This window comes from Hirschia baltica ATCC 49814 (assembly GCF_000023785.1).
GTDB classification, from domain to species: Bacteria; Pseudomonadota; Alphaproteobacteria; order Caulobacterales; family Hyphomonadaceae; genus Hirschia; species Hirschia baltica.
This window is the reverse complement of sequence record NC_012982.1, coordinates 1,088,686-1,107,998: the sequence shown is the minus strand read 5'-3', so window position 1 is coordinate 1,107,998 and position 19,313 is coordinate 1,088,686. Positions and strand designations below refer to the sequence as shown.

The window sequence follows — 19,313 nt, the reverse complement described above, 5'->3', positions numbered from 1 at the left end:
AAATTCTAAACCGCGTTTTGGTAAATAGCGAGAAGGTTATTTTTAATTCTTTCTCACAAATCACTTAAAGTGATACAAGCTCTATCCTTGGGTGAAATTAAAGGCAGCATCTAGGCAATTTGCAGGACCAACACAGCTTGCTGTCGCCTTGCCTTGCGTAGAATTTTGGGCGCATAACTTCACTTCATCCAATGATACTTTATCAATCGCCACAAGGGCTTCAGATAAATTGATCAACCGATCAAATGTAAACAATTCATATGCCCCAGAGCTAGCACGCGCTGATGGACCTTCAGAAGACATCGCAAACTGCGCTTTTTGAATAGCGATTGCACGTTTTAGTTCAGCTTCGCTTGGCCCCGCATTCGCAAACTCTAACCAAAGCTCTTTGACGATTTTCTGCACTTCCATCGTATCTGATGGGTCACATCCGCAATAGACATTAAACCGCCCAGTATCAGCATAAGAATCAAATTCAGCATCAATCGTATAAGCAAGGCCGCGCTTCTCGCGCACTTCCTGATAAAGGCGTGAAGACATACCGCCGCCAAATATCTCTTCAAATAAACGTGCTGCGAAACGGTCTTGCGTGCGAGAATCTGGAGCCGGAAAAGACAACACCATATGCGCTTGTTCAGTATCGCGTTCACGTACAATAGCGCCATTGCCATATTCAGGTTTCAACCGAATAGGCGCAGCTCCCGCTTTAAGCGGCTCTAACCATTTTTGAGATTGTGCAATAATCTGGTCACGATCAAAATGCCCAGCAACAGACATCACAACGCGATTGGCAACATAATTTGTTTCAACAAAATCACGCAATTGCGCACAGCTAATATCTTTTAGGCTTGCTTCTGTTCCCAGCACAGAACGCCCGATTGCATGATCTGGCCAAGAGGCTGCTTGGGCAAGTTCAAACACCAAATCTTCGGCTTGATCAGATGCTTCGCCAATCTCTTGAACAACAACACCCTTTTCGCGTTCCAGCTCGTCTTCTGGAAGCTGTTGATCTAATGCCAAACCCGCAGAAATATCGAGCATGTCGGCTGCATCTTCAGCAAGGCAGCGCACATAAAAACCAGTGCGCTCATAGCCAGTGGATGCATTCATCACACCGCCGCGATCTTCCACACGCTCAACAAGCTCACGCGCACCCAGACCACCTGCTCCCTTAAACGCCATATGCTCAAGCAAATGAGCAATGCCGTTATTTTCAGGCGTCTCATCGCGCGCGCCCGCATCCACCCACACACCCACACTTGTCGTTTGCAAGTGCGGCATGGGATCAAGCACTAAACGTGCGCCATTAGGAAAGGTGACAAGCTCGCGATTGTCGTCATTTAAATTATCTAAAGAACCGCTCAAGCAGTCACCCGGGATAGTGCAACCATACGCTCTTTAACATGATTGATATCCATTGGCCCTGTCTCAAAAACTTCTGGGCGAGATGTAAATTCATGCGCACGTGCAGGCAGCGGTGCATCTTGTCCAATTGCTTCCAAAACTGTCTCAGGAAATTTCGCGGCATGTGCAGTTGAAAGCACAACATCGACAACATCTTTTGATGGATTATGCCGCAAAGCGTACAATCCAACAGCTGTATGTGGACACACTTGCCAGCCAGTTTCATCCAGCGTCTTTTGCATTTCTACAAATGTCTCAGCATCAGAAACTGCACTTGCCGTAAAGCCCATGCAGCCAAGCGGACCAATTGCTTTTTCTGGCAATGGCGCAGCGCCATCTTTAGCAAGTTGATCATAAGCTGCTTTAATCGCAGCACCGTCTCGACCAGTGGCTTCAAATAATAGACGCTCAAAGTTAGATGGCACCTGAATATCCATAGCAGGACTTTTCGTTGGTGTTGTCTCGCCTTTTTTCAATTCCTGACCATCCAGCAAACGGGCCATTGCATCATTGGCATTCACGGCCACGTGACATTCAAATCCGTTCAACAGGCCAGAGCGCGCAGCAACATACCCAGCTAACGCATCCCCAAAATTACCTGATGGCACAACGAAACGAATTTTTGCATCAGCGCCTAGTTGAGCTTGCGCGGTTGCAAAATAAACAGATTGCGCCGCTATACGTGTCCAATTGATGGAGTTGACGCCCGATAAATTCAAACGGCGTTTAGTTTGCTCATCAGCAAACAATTCTTTGACGATCGCCTGACACTGATCAAAATCACCCTCAAGCGCAAAATTATGAATATTAGACGCACCCGTTGCCGACATGAAAACACGCTGCACGGGAGAGATACGATTGTGCGGATGCAAAATCATAACATCTACATTTTCAGCTCCAGCAAATGCAGCCGCTGCCGCTCCGCCTGTATCGCCAGATGTCGCACACACAATCGTCATACGCTCACCGCGCTGACCAAGGGCATAATCATAAAGCTGCGCAATAAAGCGCATCGCCACATCTTTAAACGCAAGCGTCGGACCATGGTGCAATTCCATCATCCATTTGCCTTGTCCAATTTGCGTCAAAGGCGCAACAGACTGGTGTGAGAATGCACCATAAGCTTTGGCAGCAAGATCTTCAATCACATCATATTCAATGGACTCACCTGCAAACGCTTTTAGAATGCGTGCAGCAGTTACATGGTAAGGCTCATCCTGCGCCGGACGATCAATCGTTGGAAACTCCTGAGGAATGTACAAACCACCATCAGGTGCAAGTCCTGCAAGACTGGCTGTTACAAAATCAACGGGCTCTGCTCCGCCTCGAGTAGAAATATAGCGCATGGGGTCTATCGCCTTATAAGTCGTCTAACTGTCTTTTTTGCCAAAGCTCAAGCGCCCGGCACGAATATGGAATGCGAGGTACAACACAAATAGCGCAATTGCCATCCCATACCACGTCAAAGAATATCCAATATGTTTGGAAGGCGGCGTTTGCGTTAGATCGGCAGGCAGACCATTGCTCGCAAGCAATACAATATCAGTGTTCAGAAAATTTGGCTTGGTCACAAATAAACTGTCTTCCATCGCCTCCAGATCAAACCAATACCATTCATTCGTCTCTGGTGAATTTTCATTTGAAAAAGCTGTTTTGTTTTCACTCACCGGCGCAATCCGAAAAGTATCAATCAACTCTATTTTGCCATTGTAATCTTCAAAGGCAGATTCAGCGAGTATCGCGCCCTCAATGCAATCAGGTTGTTCAATCGCCGTAAAAATACGCCACCCCGGACGTCCATCCGTCGATTGACCAAAAACACGTAACCATTCCGGCGATACAGCGTTACTAGATTGCACGCGAGAGCGCACTGACTCGTCATTGTCCGCACATAAAGCCGTATCTAGGTCGCGAATACCTCGAGACTCTTGTTGATGAAATTCGCTGATAAGTTCAGCTTTCCAGCCCGCGCGTTGCCATTGCCATTGCCCCAACCACAATAGCAGGCCCAACACCAGCACACTGCAAATTGTCAAAATTGGAAGGGGTTTAAATGTCATTGAGACATGGCGCTCCGCAGGAGAAAAACAGGAGAAAAATTAGATTTTAGCGATCCAAATTTTACCTAATTTTGTTGATCAGCATGCTTTTCAAACTGAGCTTCTTCAGCCTTATTCGCCCATTGAGAAGCGAAAAGCAAAGACTTGGCTGGACGCAAAAGCCACAAGCAAAACAATATAATAACAGGTGGAAATATCAATAAGTGCACCCAGACAGGTGGTCTCAACCAAAGATGAAACAACATACCTAAAGGTACGATGACAATCATGGCTATCCACATAACGAAGAATGCAGGACCATCACCAGAATCTGCGACGGTGAAATCAGCTCCACACGCCGCACATTCATCATTCATTTCAAGATAGCCACGAAAAAGCTGACCTTCCCCGCATTCTGGACAACGACAATTAATGCCGGCGGAAAACGGGGAAACTTTAGCCATATCGTCGCTTTCTTAAATCAGACTAGTGGTGACCTCCGCCACCGCCTAAAACGATGTGTGGTGCCACATATACAAATGCAAACAGGAACAACCATACTACATCCACGAAGTGCCAATACCATGCGGCAAATTCGAACCCGAGATGCTTCTCTGCAGTCATGTTATTAGCCAATAGGCGGAACAAACAAACGGCAAGGAATAGCGTTCCAATAACAACGTGTGCTCCGTGGAACCCTGTCGCCATGTAGAAAGCTGATCCGTAAAGTGATCCATCAAAAGAGAAACCTGCGTGCTGATATTCTATAACCTGCAAGAAGGTGAAGAATGCACCAAGGATAACTGTCAGAAAAAGACCAAGCTTAGCGCCTTTATAGTCTGCTTCTTGAAGTGCGTGGTGTGCCCAAGTCACTGTTGTTCCTGATAAAAGCAGGATCAATGTGTTGATCAATGGCAGGTGGAAAGGGTCAAAAGTTTGCACTTGATGACCATCATTCTGCATCACAGGCCAGTTTGCCCACGCTGCAAGATTTTCAAATTGCGCTACATCCATTCCCGTTGCACGGTGCTCATGGAAAATAACCATTTCGAAGAATGACCAAAACCAGCCAACAAAGAACATAACCTCAGAGGCAATGAACAGGATCATGCCGTATTTCAGAGACATCTGAACAACAGGTGTGTGGTCTCCTGCACGGCTCTCTTTAATCGTATCAGCCCACCAGCCGATCAATACGACTGTGATGATTAAAAGACCTGGCACAATCGTCAGGATATTGCCTTCAGGAATGCCCAACAGGCCTTTCATAAAAGCAACGCCGCCAAGCGCCAATACAAATAGACCCAATGAGGCCAATACAGGCCAAGGACTTGGGTCTACAATGTGATAGTCATGTTTTGTTGCGCCGTGCGCCATGGCCAATTCCCTCAAGTTTAAGTCGCGTTCGTCAATTCTTTTGCTGGCTGCGAGGTTTAGTGTGGTGAAACCTCGTTATCAAGCCGAGCGGTTAGGTGTTTTTCCGCATCCGTATCGTAAAAAGTATACGAAAGCGTAATATCAGTTATGTCGTCCAACTGTTTTTCGGAATCCATTTCAGGGTCAATGTAGAAGATAACGGGTAAACGCTCTTTGGCACCCGGTTCAAATACGCGTTCCTCAAAACAGAAACATTCAAGCTTATTAAAATACGGCCCTGCCTTATGCGGCGCTACATTATAAGCTGCCATTGCCGTAATCGGATGGTCGGTATCATTGGAAATTTCAAAAAACACCATGCCTGTTTCACCAAGGTGAATAGGGAAAGTGCGATCGACAGCCTTAAAACTCAGACCAGTCTGCGGCCCTGTGTTTGTATCCAAGCGGACAATCACTTCACGTTCCAGCACTTGGTCAGGACGTTTTTGGGCAATTTGTGTGGTTCCGCCAAAGCCAGTCACTTTGCAAAATGCATCATATAAAGGAACGGCAGCAAACCCTAAACCCAACATCCCCAGAGCAACAACTCCAAGGATACCAGTGGTCTTGGCATTACGAGATATTTTCATTGCCCGGCCTCATCGTCTTCAGATTCGACAATTAAATCAGGTGTTTCTTCGACAACTTTACCATCAGCAGTAATTTTGGTGCCGTCGTCAGAGAAATATTCAACGGCAGTCGAAAAATCTCTCGAGTTTGCGACGACCGATGCGTTTTCACCCAATCGAACCAAAGTGATGACAAAAACGAGAATCACAAAACTAAACAATGCCAAAGCCAAAAGAAGGCCACGTCTTTTGCGAATTTTCTCTTGAGCAGGTGTCAGCTTGATTGTTTCCATTACAGGCGTTGTTTGCTCACTCATGCTAGCCCCTCCAACACAAAGGGAGTTGCAAAGTGAAGCCCTAGCCCCTGCTCGATCGCTAAAACAGCGAACAACGCAAACAGATAAACTATGGATATCCCAAACAGTTTTTTGGCGTGAACAAGATCGCTTTCGCCAACCGCATCATCATCTCCCGCTTTAGACAGATAGACACGAATTGCTGCCCACAAAAACCAAGCGCCGAGACCAAAAGACGCTATCATGTAAACATATCCGCCCAATCCAGTTACCACAGGAGACATACCGATTGGCAATAGAAGGATGGAGTATAAAAGAATTTGAAGTCGTGTATTTTTTGAACCATGCGTGACCGGCAACATAGGCACACCAGCTTTGCCATATTCCTTGCTTGTCCAAAGAGACAAAGCCCAGAAATGCGGCGGCGTCCAGAAGAAGATTATGGCAAATAATAACCAAGCATTTAAAGGCGCTTCACCTGTTGCAGCAGCCCACCCAATCATTGGCGGAAATGCACCAGCGGCCCCGCCAATCACAATATTTTGCGATGTCGAGCGTTTGAGCCAAATCGTATAAACGACGGCATAGAAGAAAATAGAAAATGCCAATATACCCGCTGCGAGCGGATTGGCTGCAAGCGCCATAATCGTCACCGAAACAAAGGACATGATCAGGCCAAGGCCTAATGCTTCATCTCTTGGAATAAGGCCCGATGGAATAGGACGCACAACTGTACGCTTCATGATCGCATCTATATCGTGATCATACCACATATTCAGCGATCCAGCCGCGCCAGATGCCAACGCAACTGATAAAACAGCTGCAGATGCAGTCACCCAGTTCATAGAACCCGGTGCAGCAATCAAGCCAGCAAATGCAGTGAACACAACAAGCATCATCACGCGCGGCTTCATAAGCTGCACGTAATCACCAAAACTGGCCATGCGAATGTCATCTTCTAAAGGGGTGGCTATATCGCTCATTTTTTCAATCTAATGATACAATCGCTCCCCTGCTGAAGCAGTATGGCTTTGCAGGAGAGCGATTGAGGTTTCTTTAGCATATCGGCGTCACTCGCGAGCCGATATGCGTTTTCACTTAGTGTCCGCCAGCGTTTTTAACGACAGGTAGTTCGTTGAACTGGTGGAAAGGTGGAGGTGAAGACAATGTCCACTCAAGTGTTGTCGCATACTCTCCCCAAGGGTTCGCTTCAGCTTTCTTACGTACGATCATGGAAAGGATCAGTCCGGAGAAGAAAACAATCATAGCAACAGCAGTGATCATGTAACCATATGTCGAAATTCTATTCCAGAACTCAAATGCATCTGGGTAATCCACATAACGACGTGGCATACCGTTTAGACCCAAGAAGTGTTGCGGAAAGAAAATCATGTTCGTACCGATAAACATCAGCCAGAAGTGCAAAGCAGCCAAAGGTGCGTTGTACTTAATACCAAACATTTTCTCGAACCAGTAATACCAACCAGCAAACAGTGTAAACACCGCACCAAGTGATAGCACATAGTGGAAGTGAGCCACGACGTAATATGTGTCGTGAAGCATGTGGTCGACACCAGCATTGGCAAGCATCACACCCGTTACACCACCCACGGTAAACAAGAAGATGAAACCAATTGCCCAAAGCATTGGGACTGTGAAAGTGATAGATCCACCCCACATTGTCGCGATCCATGAGAAGATTTTCACACCTGTAGGCACAGCAATAACCATTGTCGCCGCCACAAAGTATGCTTTCAGTTCAACGCCCATACCAACAGTATACATGTGGTGTGCCCACACGATAAAGCCGATAAAACCAATCGCAGCCATCGCATATGCCATCGCGAGGTAACCAAAGACTGGTTTCTTAGAGAAGGTAGAAACGATGTGGGAAATGATACCAAATCCCGGCAAAATCATGATGTACACTTCTGGGTGTCCAAAGAACCAGAACAAGTGTTGGAACATGATCGGGTCACCACCACCAGCAGGGTCAAAAAACTGAGATCCGAAGTTACGGTCAGTCAGAAGCATTGTCAGCGCAGCAGCAAGAACAGGAAGAGCAAGCACAAGAAGGAATGCAGTGATCAACAAAGCCCATGCGAACAAAGGCATTTTGTGGATCGTCATACCCGGTGCCCGCATGTTCAAGATTGTCACGATGAAGTTAATCGCACCCAAAATTGAAGAAATACCAGCGATGTGAAGCGACAAGATCAGAAGGTCCATGGAAGAACCTGGGTGACCTGATGTCGAAAGCGGTGGATATAGCACCCAACCACCACCAAAACCTTTGGCTGTTTCATTCACACCCGGCACAAACATAGACAGCAATGCCAGACCAAATGAGAAAGGCATAAGCCAGAAAGAAATATTGTTCATGCGCGGCATCGCCATATCCGGCGCACCAATCATGATTGGAACAAAGAAGTTACCAAATCCACCAATAAGCGCAGGCATAACCATGAAGAAAATCATTGTCAGTCCGTGCATTGTCGTCACAACATTGTAGTTGTGCTGATCACCCCAAGAGCCTTCTAGGCCGGTGAAATATTGTACACCCGGCTCCATAAGCTCAATGCGGATCATCCCCGAAAGGCCAAATCCGATAACACCCGCAAACATAGCAAAAACAAGGTACATGATACCAATGTCTTTGTGGTTTGTTGAAAACAACCAGCGTGCTGGAGACCAGACACTTGGTGCACCCGTGTGATCACCATCATGGTGGTCTGCCACGGCTTCTCTTTTGATCGTCGGTTCCGTCGTCATGGGACCTTCGCTCCTTCTTAAATTATTGAGCCGAGGCCACACGAACAGGCGCAGCTGGACGTGGGGCGACTTGGTTGATGTATGTAGTTGCTTCGTCAATGTCATTCGCCGCTAGGCTCAGCCATTGATCATATTGATCTTGAGGCACGATGCGCATTTCAATCGGCATGAATGCGTGATCGCGGCCGCAAAGCTCTGAACATTGACCGTAATACACACCAAGCTTTTCAGCTTTAAACCAAAGTTGGTTCAAGCGACCTGGCACAGCATCTGTCTTCAGGCGGAAAGCAGGCATTGCCCATGAGTGGATCACATCTGAAGCAGCAAGGTTCATACGAATGTATTTGCCCTGAGGCAGAACAAGCGGATTATCAGTTGATAGATTGCGGCGTGCACCCGGTGTAGAAGGAATATCATCTTCAGCGATCATACGCGCATCAAATTCAACAACCTCTACTTCACCATCAGCGTTTTCAGTGTCGATGAAGTAAGACCAATACCATTGGCGACCATATGTTTTGATTGTTACCCAATCTTCAGGTGCAATCTCAGCATACTCACCATTTTCAAGTTTTTGCTTGGTTGGCTCAACGTCTTGTTCAAATAGAAGCGGGAATGAGAAGATCGCAATCGCAAACAAGATCAACACTGGAGCAACTGTCCAGATAACCTCAATTGCGGTGTTGTGCGAAAATTTTGCTGGAACAGGATTAGCTTTGGCGTTGAATTTCAAAATCACCCAACCAAGCAAAAACGTTACAAAAATCGTGATCACGGTAATGATCACCATCACATAATTGTGGAACCAAGTCACATTTTCCGCAACAGCAGACGCCGCAGGTTGTGGGCCAAGTGCCATCGCTACTGGTTCATTGGCAAACGCAGCACCTGCGCCAACCGTGAGAGCACCTGCAATCGCAGCGCCCAATTTTAATCCGTGCAAACGCATAGCTTTGCGCGTCTCCCTCAATTCTTCACGCATATTCAACACGATATCAAACATGCAACTTTAATCAGGACCAATGCGAATCTATGCGCAATCCAGCCAAAGCCCAAAATTACACACAATTCACCTATTTGTCCCCTCGCTAACATGACCCTTTAGCCTTTGAAAAGTCGGCTAAGTGTCAAAGCAATGGGTTTTCGTCACTTTATCGCCAAAATCCCCGTAAACTCAATGAAAAAAGCCGATATTTTTGTGCTGAGACGTATTGCCGCGCTAAGCCCCAAATGGGCAAATAGAACGGATTGGTGCGATTCGAATCGACGATTGAAGCCAATATTTATTTCTAATCGTTCCACCAGATACATGGTACAAAGCGCAATATCACTATTGAATGTTATCACGGCGCACCCTAACATTTAGATTAACACGCAAAGTGCAAAATGCTGATCACTCACTCTAACCCAACGAGTAAAACTGTCAGCTCACTCCCCTGTTCAGTTTGAACATTCAATAACGGACCCTCTTTTATGTCAGAACTTTACGACCGCTCTGCTGCTTCTAAAATACTCGATGACGCCCTTCATGGTGCAGATGATGGTGAGCTTTATGTAGAGACGGCCCGCTCAGAAAGTTTTGTATTTGATGATGGTCGGCTAAAATCAGCTGCCTTTGACACAGGTAAAGGTTTTGGCCTGCGCGTTGTGTCTGGCGAAACAACTGGATTTGCCCACGCTAGTGAAATCACAGAACCCGCATTGAAACGCGCTGCAAATGCCGCTTCTGCTGCAAAGCAAGGTCGCTCAGGCGTGCTTGCCGAACCACCTGCCCCCGTAAATTCACGCCTCTATGCAGATGTTGACCCAACAGACGCACCTGATTTTGCCGCAAAAACAAATTTATTGGCCGAAATTGATGCGTGGTGCCGCGCACAAGACAGCCGCGTTGTGCAAGTTTCTGTATCGCTTGCCGGATCACGGGCGGAAGTCGAAATTATGCGTCAAGGCGGTGCAATCGTCACAGATGCCCGCCCCCTCGTGCGATTAAACGTATCCATCACAATGGAAAAAGATGGCCGCCGTGAAACAGGTGGAGCCGGCGCAGGTGGACGCGCAGCCTATGATGAGTGGATCCAACCAGCTCGCTGGAAAGCGCTCGCTGAGCGCGCCATGAAAAAAGCTGCTGTAAATTTAGAATCCATCCCTGCACCTGCTGGAGAAATGCCAGTTGTTCTTGGCCCTGGTTGGCCAGCAGTCTTGCTCCATGAAGCTGTAGGGCATGGCCTTGAAGGTGATTTTAACCGCAAAGGCTCTTCCATATATTCAGGAAAGATCGGTGAACAAGTTGCCGCCAAGGGTGTCACAATCATTGACGACGGAACAATTCAAGATCGCCGTGGTTCTCTCTCCTTTGATGATGAGGGCACCCAAACACAGCGCACAGTACTGATCGAGGACGGCATTCTTAAAGGCTATATGCAAGACCGCATGAATGCTCGTCTTATGGGCGTTGCCGCAACAGGAAATGGTCGCCGCGAAAGCTATGCGTGTTCGCCCATGCCACGCATGACAAACACATTCATGACAGGTGCAGATCACGATCCAGAAGAAATGATAAAATCAGTTAAACGCGGCATCTGGGCCGTTGATTTTGGTGGCGGACAAGTCGACATCACAAACGGTCAGTTCGTATTCCAATGCACAGAAGCTTACATGATTGAAGATGGTAAAGTGGGCGCACCTGTGAAGAATGCGACGCTCATTGGACATGGCCCAACAGTGCTTCAGCAAGTCTCTATGATCGGAAATGATTTTGCTCTTGATGATGGCGTTGGCACTTGCGGAAAAGCTGGCCAATCAGTGCCGGTTGGGGTTGGTCAACCAAGCTTGAAAATTGATGCCATCACAGTTGGTGGTGCTGGCTAATCTTCACAAAGCCCCAAACTAAATAACTAATCACTACATAAAAGGGCGGCTCCTAATCACGAAGCCGCCCTTTCTTATTTTAATTCACCTCAGCGGTTTAGGTATCCGCAATCTGGCTTTCTTCTTTTTCACGCATCCACTTTTTAACAAGCGGACCCATTGCCAGCATAGCCACACCAATTCCCATACCGACATAAGCCAGCTTGGTATAAACAGCTTCATATGTTGCCTTCGCAGTAACAGCATCGACCATCTGACCACCAATTGTTTCAGCACCGGCCATTGTAGCAATCACACCAGCAAGAGAATTCGAAAGTCCTGTATACAAGAACCAAACACTCATGGCCAAAGCAGCAGCAGTCAAAGGTGCCATTTTCGTTGTCGCAGACAAACCAACAGGCGAGATGAAAAGCTCTCCCATCGTGTGAACCCAATAGACGAGGAAAATAAACAACACGCCTGTCATGGCACCAGGCCCTGTTAGCTTCATTCCGGCAACAAGCACCAAGAAACCAACTGCAACAAGAAATACACCAATTGCAAATTTGACCGGTGCGGAAGGTTCAAGCTTACGTTTTGCAAGGAAAATCCACATCCATGCGATCAACGGTGCGAACAAGAAAATAAAACCTGCGTTCAATGCCTGAAAGACCGGAGCAGGTACATTCCAGCCCAAAATAGTACGGTCAACAAGCCTGTCCGTGAATAGGTTCAAAGATGAAGCTGCCTGCTCAAATAGAGACCAGAATGGAATCTGTGCCAATGCAAAATACATTACAGCAAACATTCCACTTCTTTCCCCGCCTTCAAGCTTAAAGAAAGCATAAGCAAGCAAAGCTATGAATGTGACAATCCCGACAATCCCCATCAGAGGTGCAACGATTTCTGCATTCTTAATCAGCCAGATAGCTAAAATGGCAATTATAACAGCGCTGGCATAGCAAAGCATTTCCACATTGATCGGTCCTAAAACTGATTGTTTTAGCTTGGTTTCGGAAGGAGCTTCTCCCTTTCCGTTCAACCACCCTTTAAATCCAATAAAGGTAACAAGGCCGAGCAACATTCCAATACCAGCAAGACCAAAACCATATTTCCAGCCATATACAATACCGAGAATTCCACATGCAAATGACGCTATGAATGACCCGAGGTTAATCCCCATATAGAAAATGGTAAAACCAGAATCACGGCGTACATCGCCAATGCCGTATAGATCACCCACAATTGCAGAAATATTTGGTTTCAGAAACGCAACACCAGCAATGATAATGGCAAGAGATAGATAGAGTATGTTCACATACAAATCTTCTTGAACAACCGACGTGGTGTAGTCTTCTCTAGCAATTGTTTCAGGCAATCCAACTTGCGCTGAATCAGCAATCACCATCATTGAACCACCCTCATCATATGAAATATCAGAGCGACCAGTTTCAGACAGCACGTATGGGATTGCATCACCGCCGCGTCCATCAAGTTTCAGTTCATATTCAGCGCCTGAATACGTCATTATCTGCTTGGAACCTGAACCTTCAAATGCCATTCCAAAATGGCCAATTGTCAGCAATACCGCTCCAAAAATAATAGCTTTACGTTTTCCAAGATACCGATCGGCAAGTATACCGCCAACAATTCCCATGACGTAAACAAGGGAAACATAAGCCCCATAAATTAGAGATGATTTATGATCTGAGAATAAGAAATGTTGCGTCAGATACAGTATTAGTAGACCGCGCATACCATAGTATGAAAAGCGTTCCCACATTTCTGCAAAGAACAATACAAATAATCCGCGCGGATGACCAAGAATGGTCTTGTCCTGCGAATCTTCAATAGTCGTTTCTGTCATTTCGCCCCCGATGGCGTTGTTTTAAGTTGGCGGCAAGACAAGCACGCAAATTCGAGTTTCTCAAGCGATTTGAAGAAATGGACGCATGAATTGAAGGATAAAAATGCAGTTTCAGGCAAAACGGCAGGGAAAATGCCCTAAGATCTACTAGAACACGAAATATTCTGATCCGAACTCACCAAACTTTTGTCGCATTTAACCATTTTAGCCGCCCAAATCCATTTTTGGTGAAATTTATGCTATTGTTACGAAAAAAATAAATAAAAATAGCGAGGAAATTACCATCATGTTGACGACTTTCTCAAAAGTTTTGCTCACTTCTGTCGCCATATTTACGGCCCATGTCTCACCTTCAGAGGCTGTCCAAAAAGAAAATGCGGCCTTCACAATCCCCCTCACACGCTCGATAGATGGACTATATGCCTTTGACATTTCCATCAATGACAGCACGACTATTCCTGTCATTCTTGATACTGCCGCGAGTATGTCAGCGGTCAGGAAATCAACATTTTCTCAGCTCAAACTGGAACGACATGTCGCAAACAGAATGGTACATGGTCTCATTGGAAGCGAACTTTCTGACACAGTCGTCATGGAAGCACTGTCAGCCGGTCCTTTGAATTTTGCGGGGCATGTCTTAATCCTCGACAACTCTGATAGTATCGCCGACCCTTCCGTGCAGGGATTGATCGGAACAGACTTCCTAATGTCTGCAACCGAAGACCAGCGCTACCTCATGATTAATTTCTTAGATAGTGAGTTATCCCTAGGAAACAGGCTGTCTCATTTTGATTTTGATAACAATATTGACCAACTTAGATGGTCAAAACTCACAAATTTCGGAGACAATATGCGTCTCCTCACAGTGCCCGTTAAGGTCTCAGGTGTGCGCGCAACCGCTATTCTTGATACCGGAATAAATTTTACAGTAATCAATACAACGCTCGCCAAAAAATTAGAGAAGCGTGGTCGAACTTTAAAAACTGCTACTTTTTCAGATGTAAACGGCGAAGAAACCACAATGCATCACGTGAATTTGGGTAAAGTTAAAACGTCCAATCTCACATGGAACCCTTCGCGTGCACTTATTTTTGATGCGCCAGCCCTTGAGCATATAAATTTGACCCAAAGCCCGTCTATCTTAATTGGCCTAAACCTACTCAATGATATGGCAATTATTGTTGATAGGAAAACTGAAAAAATGGCATTTGTTACCAAATACTGGCTAGAGCAGGACGCGAACGACTGTACAGGTTCGAGAATAAAATGCGTCGGTGTAATGTCTTCTACATACAAAACGCCAGGAGGTGCGAATTAACTCGCCACCTCACTTTTGAATGCACGCTAATATTTGATTGAGCGTTACAAATGCTAGTATGCATATTCTTTAAATGCATGTGAAAGATCGCGGTTCCACTCACCATGATATTTCTTCAACATTATTTGCGCAGCATTTTCACCTGTTTCTGCAATCTGATCGAGCTGTGTCAAGAACCCTGTTTCGTCGTCACCAGATGAAGACAATTTTGCACGTCGCTTTAGACCAGCTCGAGACAAAGCCAACACTTCTTTAGCAATATCTTGCAAAGTTTGTGTACGAATTGGTGAGGCCAAACCCATAACAGGCGCACAACGTCGCATGCTTTCACGCTCAGCCACGCTCCAGTGACGTACAAGCTCCCAAGCATCATTGAGACTTTGCTCATCATATAATAAGCCAACCCAGAAGGCAGGCAGTGCACAAATTTGTCCCCAAGGACCAGAATCAGCGCCTCGCATTTCAAGAAATTGTTTTAGGCGCACTTCTGGAAACAATGTCGACATGTGATCATCAAAATCATCCATTGTCGGTTTGTCGCCGGGAATTATATCTAGTTTTCCATCCAGAAAATCACGGAAAGACTTTCCAGATGCATCCATATATTCACCATTTCGGCGAACAAAATACATAGGTGTATCAAGGACGTAATCTACATATCGTTCAAATCCATAGCCTTCTTCAAAGGCAAATGGCAGCATGCCCGTGCGGTCAGGGTCAGTGTCTGTCCACACATGCGCGCGATAGGATTGAAACCCGTTTGTACGCCCTTCATTAAAAGGAGAATTCGCGAACAAAGCCGTCGCCACAGGTTGAAGCGCCAGCGATACCCGCATCTTCTTCACCATGTCAGCTTCTGATGAATAATCTAAATTTGTTTGCACAGTACAGGAACGAAACATCATTTGACGCCCAAGACGCCCGACTTTCATCATATAGTCACGCATAATTTTATAACGCCCTTTTGGCATCATAGGCGTTTCTTCTAATGACCATATTGGTGAAAAACCAAGACCGAGAAATGCAACACCAATTTCATCAGCAATTTCACGCACTTCCTTTAAGTGAACACCAACTTCATTACATGTCTGATGAATGTGCTCTAGCGGTGCACCCGACAGCTCAAATTGACCACCCGGCTCTAAACTTACCGAAGCACCATCTTTTTTAAGGCCGATAATGCGACCATCTTCTTCAATTGGCTCCCAATTAAAGCGATCTCTAAGCCCTTCAAGCATTGAGCGCACTGAAGCATGACCGTCATAAGGAACAGGCTGATTACCATCTTTCAGAAAGCCGAATTTCTCGTGTTCCGTTCCAATCCGCCATTCTTCGCGGGGCTTACATCCTTTCGCAAGATGCGCGATCAGCTCATCCTTTGACTCAATTCGAGGCGCATTTGAATCGATTGGTTTAGTCGGCGTAGACATGGAAACTGCCCCTGCATGAATCGCCACAAAATTTGTGCAGCTATTGATATTAAACTTAGTCGCAAATAGGTGCTTGTGTGTCTCTAGCCAAGACCTGAACGTTGAAATAACGATAATTTTACTTCAACATTCAAATGTCGGACATGTTTACCAAATTCTGACTGTATCTAAAAATGATTAGCCAGATTGCCAAAACACTCCAGTTATAGTGTGAATAAGCTCCAGCTATGATGCTCGCCAATCCCCACGTGCGGCCTGCCACAATGTCAGCGCCGACACAGCAGCCGTCTCAGCGCGCAAGATACGCGGCCCTAAAGTAACGGGTATGACATAATCTTGCTGACGCAGATATTTGCGTTCTTCTGGTGAAAAACCACCCTCTGGCCCGATCAGTATTGCAGCCAAACCATCTTTCAGTTCAGATATCGCTTCCATCATAGGACGAGCGCGCCCAACATCGCCGCCCCAGTTTTCTGTTGGATCATCACCGGCTTCATCACAAAAGACCAACCGCCGATTCTTATCCCACTTCCCTAAAGCTTCCAGCAATTGAATTGGTTCCTGAACAAGTGGAATATCCAATCTTTCGGTTTGCTCGGCTGCTTCTTCAACAATTTTCTCGAGCCGAGACACACGCACTGTGCTGGTTTGTGTTCGCTTGGTAATCACTGGCTGAATCATTGTCACACCAAGCTCGGTGGCTTTCTCAACCACAAAGTCCGTGCAGGTCTTTTTCAAAGGAGCAAACAATAACTGTAAATCACCAATAACAGCTTGCGGGACAATCAACTCCTCCAAACACAAAAAACCAGCAGAGCGCATGACTTCTGTTACGCTCGCCCGCCATTCACCGTCACGTCCATTAAAAACACGCACAGCGTCATTCTTTGACAAACGCAAAACGCGAAAAAGGTAATTGGCCTGCTCAGAGGTCAAAGCGATTGGGGCGCCAAGGGTTAAATCGGCCTTGACGAAAAGGCGTGGGATCGTGCTCATAGGGCAAGTTTATGGGCAAATTTGCGCAAAGGCTCAACACTCGAATGAAAGTCTTCTCCAGATATGAAGAAAAAATTCAGTTTCACCTCGTTATTTCTAGCATTGGCCTGCTCAAGCTTGATAGCTTGTGAGGCTCAAATAGAAAATTGCAAATCAGTTGGTGGTCAGTTTGATTATGAACTCAAAGAGTGTCGTTGCTATCAAGACAACCAATCCGGTGAATGTGATATTTTCATAGAACGCGCGCCTAACGCACAAACACACACAGCCTCTGACACAGAGATAGACCAATGAACCAGAGCTCGCCTCTTATCCCTAAAGATGCCCAACCCACGTCTTGGGTCGATAAAATGCCAAATTGGTTTGAACCATATTGCCGTTTGTCACGCTATGATCGCCCCATTGGCATTTGGTTGCTCGCCATCCCAGGATGGATCGCGATTGCATTTACGCGTTTAAATGAGCTGCCACACTGGAGCGATTTGCAATTAGCTATCCTTATTTTTATAGGTGCAATTGCCATGCGCGGAGCCGGTTGCACCTATAATGATATTCTCGATAAAGACTTTGATGCAAAAGTTGATCGCACGGCTGGACGCCCGATTCCTGCAGGTCGCGTCAGTGTCAAAAAGGCTTGGATCTGGACATTAATTCAATGCTCCATCGGATTATGTGTTTTGCTCACCTTGCCGAGAACCGCACAAATTGTCTCCCTTTTATCAATCCCGCTCATTGCAGCCTATCCGCTCATGAAGCGGATCACATGGTGGCCGCAAGCATGGTTAGGTTTCACTTTTAATTGGGCAATTCTGGTCGCTATTGCTGCGGTGAACCAGCGCATTGAAATGGCTGACATGATTTTATATCTAGGATTCGTCTTCTGGACGATTGGGTATGACACAATATACGCGCTTCAAGATATTGAAGATGACGCAATGATTGGCGTGAAATCGACCGCCCGCCGCTTTGGCGCAAAAGTGCAATCAGCAACCTTCATCCTTTATGGCCTGTCTGTGATTTTAGTTTCAACAGCCTGCCTATTAAAGCAAGCGCCTATTGGCCTGCTCGGTGTTGCAATTTTCGGTGGCCATTTAATGTTACAGGCGATAAAGACATCTCCAGATATGGGTGATAGAGCGCTGATTTTGTTTAAATCAAACAGAGAAGCTTCTTTATTGCTTTTAGTCGGGTTTGGATTGTCGTCTATATTTCTAATCTAAACGGACGTGCACACTACAAACTGCAAAAGCAGATCTATAGGAATAAAAAATGGCTGTGAAAAAATCCAAAGGCTTGTTCGGCGATGAAGCTCTGTCCATAACGATTGCAATCTCGACAGCTTTAATCACAGCTCTGTTTACAATTATTGGCGGTGCTTCTAACGGTGCTCATCAGCTGCACACCGGCCCCACTATTGAAACTGATAAAGACAGCACGATAGCGACTTCCGGCAAGACAAACACGCAAACAACACCCGAAAAGCCGGTGCAAAACGTCACGCCTTCATCGGTTGTTCCCAAAACAGACGATAAAGATGTTGCAGAAGCAACACCTTCAATAGAGGCCACCCCTATTGCACCCCGCCCCGGAGCAAACCGATATGCGGAAAATATGCGGCTGGATTTACCTGAAATTGAATTTGAAGCACGGTTTCCAACAGGAAGCAGTGAAGAACCCGCCTATCTTCCTATAATGAAAAAAATTGGAAGCTATCGCGATCGCCTCAAAGCCGATGCAATCGAAGCAAAAGAAACGGCACTTGCAAATGACCTGACATTTCACCCTTGGGATGTCGATATTCAATTTGCTGAAATTCAGCGCAGCGGCAATATCGTCTCAGCCAAAGGGCGCGAATATAGCTATACTGGCGGTGCCCACCCCAATTTGAATTGGCAAGGACTTATCGCTGAAATAGATACCGGAAAATCAATAAATCTGGAAAATCTGTTTCATCCACGAATCGGTATTTCACCCGCATTGGCTATTGCCGCTTGTGAGCAATTGAAACAAGCTAAAATTGAACGCATAGGCGAAACCACCATTGATGGTGAGCCAATTGAATGTGCTTCCAACAGAATGAAAGAACGCATTTTTGGTGCTGAAATCGCACTGACAAGTTCAGATATTGATCAAAAATTTGGCGGTATATTATTCATGTTCGCCCCCTACACGCTTGGACCATATGTTGAGGGGCCATATACAATCATTGTTGAGCAGGAAATTTTCCATCTCGATCTACGTCCCGAGTATCAAGAATTATTCGGCGGCAACGCCTTAAGGCTTCACGTAGAATAAGCGCAATTGGATCACTTTAGCCCATTCACAATCAATTGTTTGGAAGTTTACCAATAGATAAGTC

Annotated in this window: 17 protein-coding genes; 4 read left to right on the top strand and 13 right to left on the bottom strand. The window is 46.1% G+C overall.

The window, feature by feature from the left end; genetic code table 11:
• Window positions 1–81: 81 nt before the first annotated feature.
• From HBAL_RS05170 to coxB, 10 genes are all read right to left on the bottom strand, one after another.
• On the bottom strand, window positions 82–1,365 hold the full coding sequence (locus tag HBAL_RS05170) for a M16 family metallopeptidase (protein WP_015826876.1): 1,284 nt from the start codon (window positions 1,363–1,365) through the stop codon (window positions 82–84).
• Entirely contained in the window at window positions 1,362–2,750 is a 1,389-nt protein-coding gene (gene thrC, locus HBAL_RS05165; protein WP_015826875.1) for a threonine synthase, read from the bottom strand. Before thrC ends, HBAL_RS05170 begins: the two co-directional genes overlap by 4 nt.
• 24 nt (window positions 2,751–2,774) lie before the next feature.
• Window positions 2,775–3,464, bottom strand: coding sequence for an SURF1 family cytochrome oxidase biogenesis protein (locus HBAL_RS05160; RefSeq protein WP_015826874.1), 690 nt, complete (start codon window positions 3,462–3,464; stop codon window positions 2,775–2,777).
• 65 nt (window positions 3,465–3,529) lie between these two features.
• Window positions 3,530–3,907: a DUF983 domain-containing protein gene (locus HBAL_RS05155; RefSeq protein ID WP_015826873.1), complete on the bottom strand. Its 378-nt coding sequence runs from the start codon at window positions 3,905–3,907 to the stop codon at window positions 3,530–3,532.
• Between the two features lie 22 nt (window positions 3,908–3,929).
• Window positions 3,930–4,820: a cytochrome c oxidase subunit 3 gene (locus HBAL_RS05150; protein WP_015826872.1), complete on the bottom strand. Its 891-nt coding sequence runs from the start codon at window positions 4,818–4,820 to the stop codon at window positions 3,930–3,932.
• Window positions 4,821–4,876: 56 nt separating this feature from the next.
• Window positions 4,877–5,449, bottom strand: a complete 573-nt coding sequence (locus HBAL_RS05145) for a cytochrome c oxidase assembly protein (protein ID WP_015826871.1) — start codon at window positions 5,447–5,449, stop codon at window positions 4,877–4,879.
• Window positions 5,446–5,745: a hypothetical protein gene (locus tag HBAL_RS05140; RefSeq protein WP_015826870.1), complete on the bottom strand. Its 300-nt coding sequence runs from the start codon at window positions 5,743–5,745 to the stop codon at window positions 5,446–5,448. The genes HBAL_RS05145 and HBAL_RS05140 overlap by 4 nt, the downstream gene beginning before the upstream one ends.
• Window positions 5,742–6,707, bottom strand: coding sequence for a heme o synthase (cyoE, locus tag HBAL_RS05135; protein WP_015826869.1), 966 nt, complete (start codon window positions 6,705–6,707; stop codon window positions 5,742–5,744). Before cyoE ends, HBAL_RS05140 begins: the two co-directional genes overlap by 4 nt.
• 115 nt (window positions 6,708–6,822) lie before the next feature.
• A complete protein-coding gene (gene ctaD, locus HBAL_RS05130; protein WP_015826868.1) occupies window positions 6,823–8,496 on the bottom strand; it encodes a cytochrome c oxidase subunit I in 1,674 nt (557 codons plus the stop codon).
• Between the two features lie 22 nt (window positions 8,497–8,518).
• Window positions 8,519–9,499, bottom strand: coding sequence for a cytochrome c oxidase subunit II (gene coxB, locus HBAL_RS05125; RefSeq protein ID WP_015826867.1), 981 nt, complete (start codon window positions 9,497–9,499; stop codon window positions 8,519–8,521).
• 470 nt (window positions 9,500–9,969) lie between these two features.
• Between coxB and tldD the strand changes: the two genes are divergently transcribed.
• Window positions 9,970–11,364 (top strand): metalloprotease TldD, encoded by a 1,395-nt coding sequence (gene tldD / locus HBAL_RS05120; protein ID WP_015826866.1) that lies wholly within the window; start codon window positions 9,970–9,972, stop codon window positions 11,362–11,364.
• A 97-nt stretch (window positions 11,365–11,461) separates the two neighbouring features.
• On the opposite strand, the gene HBAL_RS05115 is transcribed toward tldD, so the two are convergent.
• Window positions 11,462–13,210 carry a peptide MFS transporter gene (locus HBAL_RS05115; protein WP_015826865.1) on the bottom strand — a complete coding sequence of 583 codons (1,749 nt, stop codon included), beginning with the start codon at window positions 13,208–13,210 and terminating at the stop codon, window positions 11,462–11,464.
• A gap of 286 nt (window positions 13,211–13,496) precedes the next feature.
• On the opposite strand from HBAL_RS05115, the gene HBAL_RS05110 reads away from it, so the two are divergent.
• Complete coding sequence (locus HBAL_RS05110) at window positions 13,497–14,528, top strand: retropepsin-like aspartic protease (protein WP_015826864.1); 1,032 nt, start codon at window positions 13,497–13,499, stop codon at window positions 14,526–14,528.
• A 53-nt stretch (window positions 14,529–14,581) separates the two neighbouring features.
• Here HBAL_RS05110 and HBAL_RS05105 read toward each other — a convergent pair whose 3' ends face one another.
• Both HBAL_RS05105 and HBAL_RS05100 read right to left on the bottom strand, forming a co-directional pair.
• Complete coding sequence (locus tag HBAL_RS05105) at window positions 14,582–15,958, bottom strand: glutamate--cysteine ligase (RefSeq protein ID WP_015826863.1); 1,377 nt, start codon at window positions 15,956–15,958, stop codon at window positions 14,582–14,584.
• A 225-nt stretch (window positions 15,959–16,183) separates the two neighbouring features.
• Window positions 16,184–16,954, bottom strand: a complete 771-nt coding sequence (locus tag HBAL_RS05100; protein WP_015826862.1) for a 16S rRNA (uracil(1498)-N(3))-methyltransferase — start codon at window positions 16,952–16,954, stop codon at window positions 16,184–16,186.
• Between the two features lie 290 nt (window positions 16,955–17,244).
• On the opposite strand from HBAL_RS05100, the gene ubiA reads away from it, so the two are divergent.
• Together ubiA and HBAL_RS05085 are read left to right on the top strand one after the other, a co-directional pair.
• Window positions 17,245–18,174: a 4-hydroxybenzoate octaprenyltransferase gene (gene ubiA / locus HBAL_RS05090; RefSeq protein ID WP_015826861.1), complete on the top strand. Its 930-nt coding sequence runs from the start codon at window positions 17,245–17,247 to the stop codon at window positions 18,172–18,174.
• 49 nt (window positions 18,175–18,223) lie between these two features.
• Window positions 18,224–19,249, top strand: a complete 1,026-nt coding sequence (locus HBAL_RS05085) for a DUF3298 and DUF4163 domain-containing protein (protein ID WP_015826860.1) — start codon at window positions 18,224–18,226, stop codon at window positions 19,247–19,249.
• Window positions 19,250–19,313: the final 64 nt, after the last annotated feature.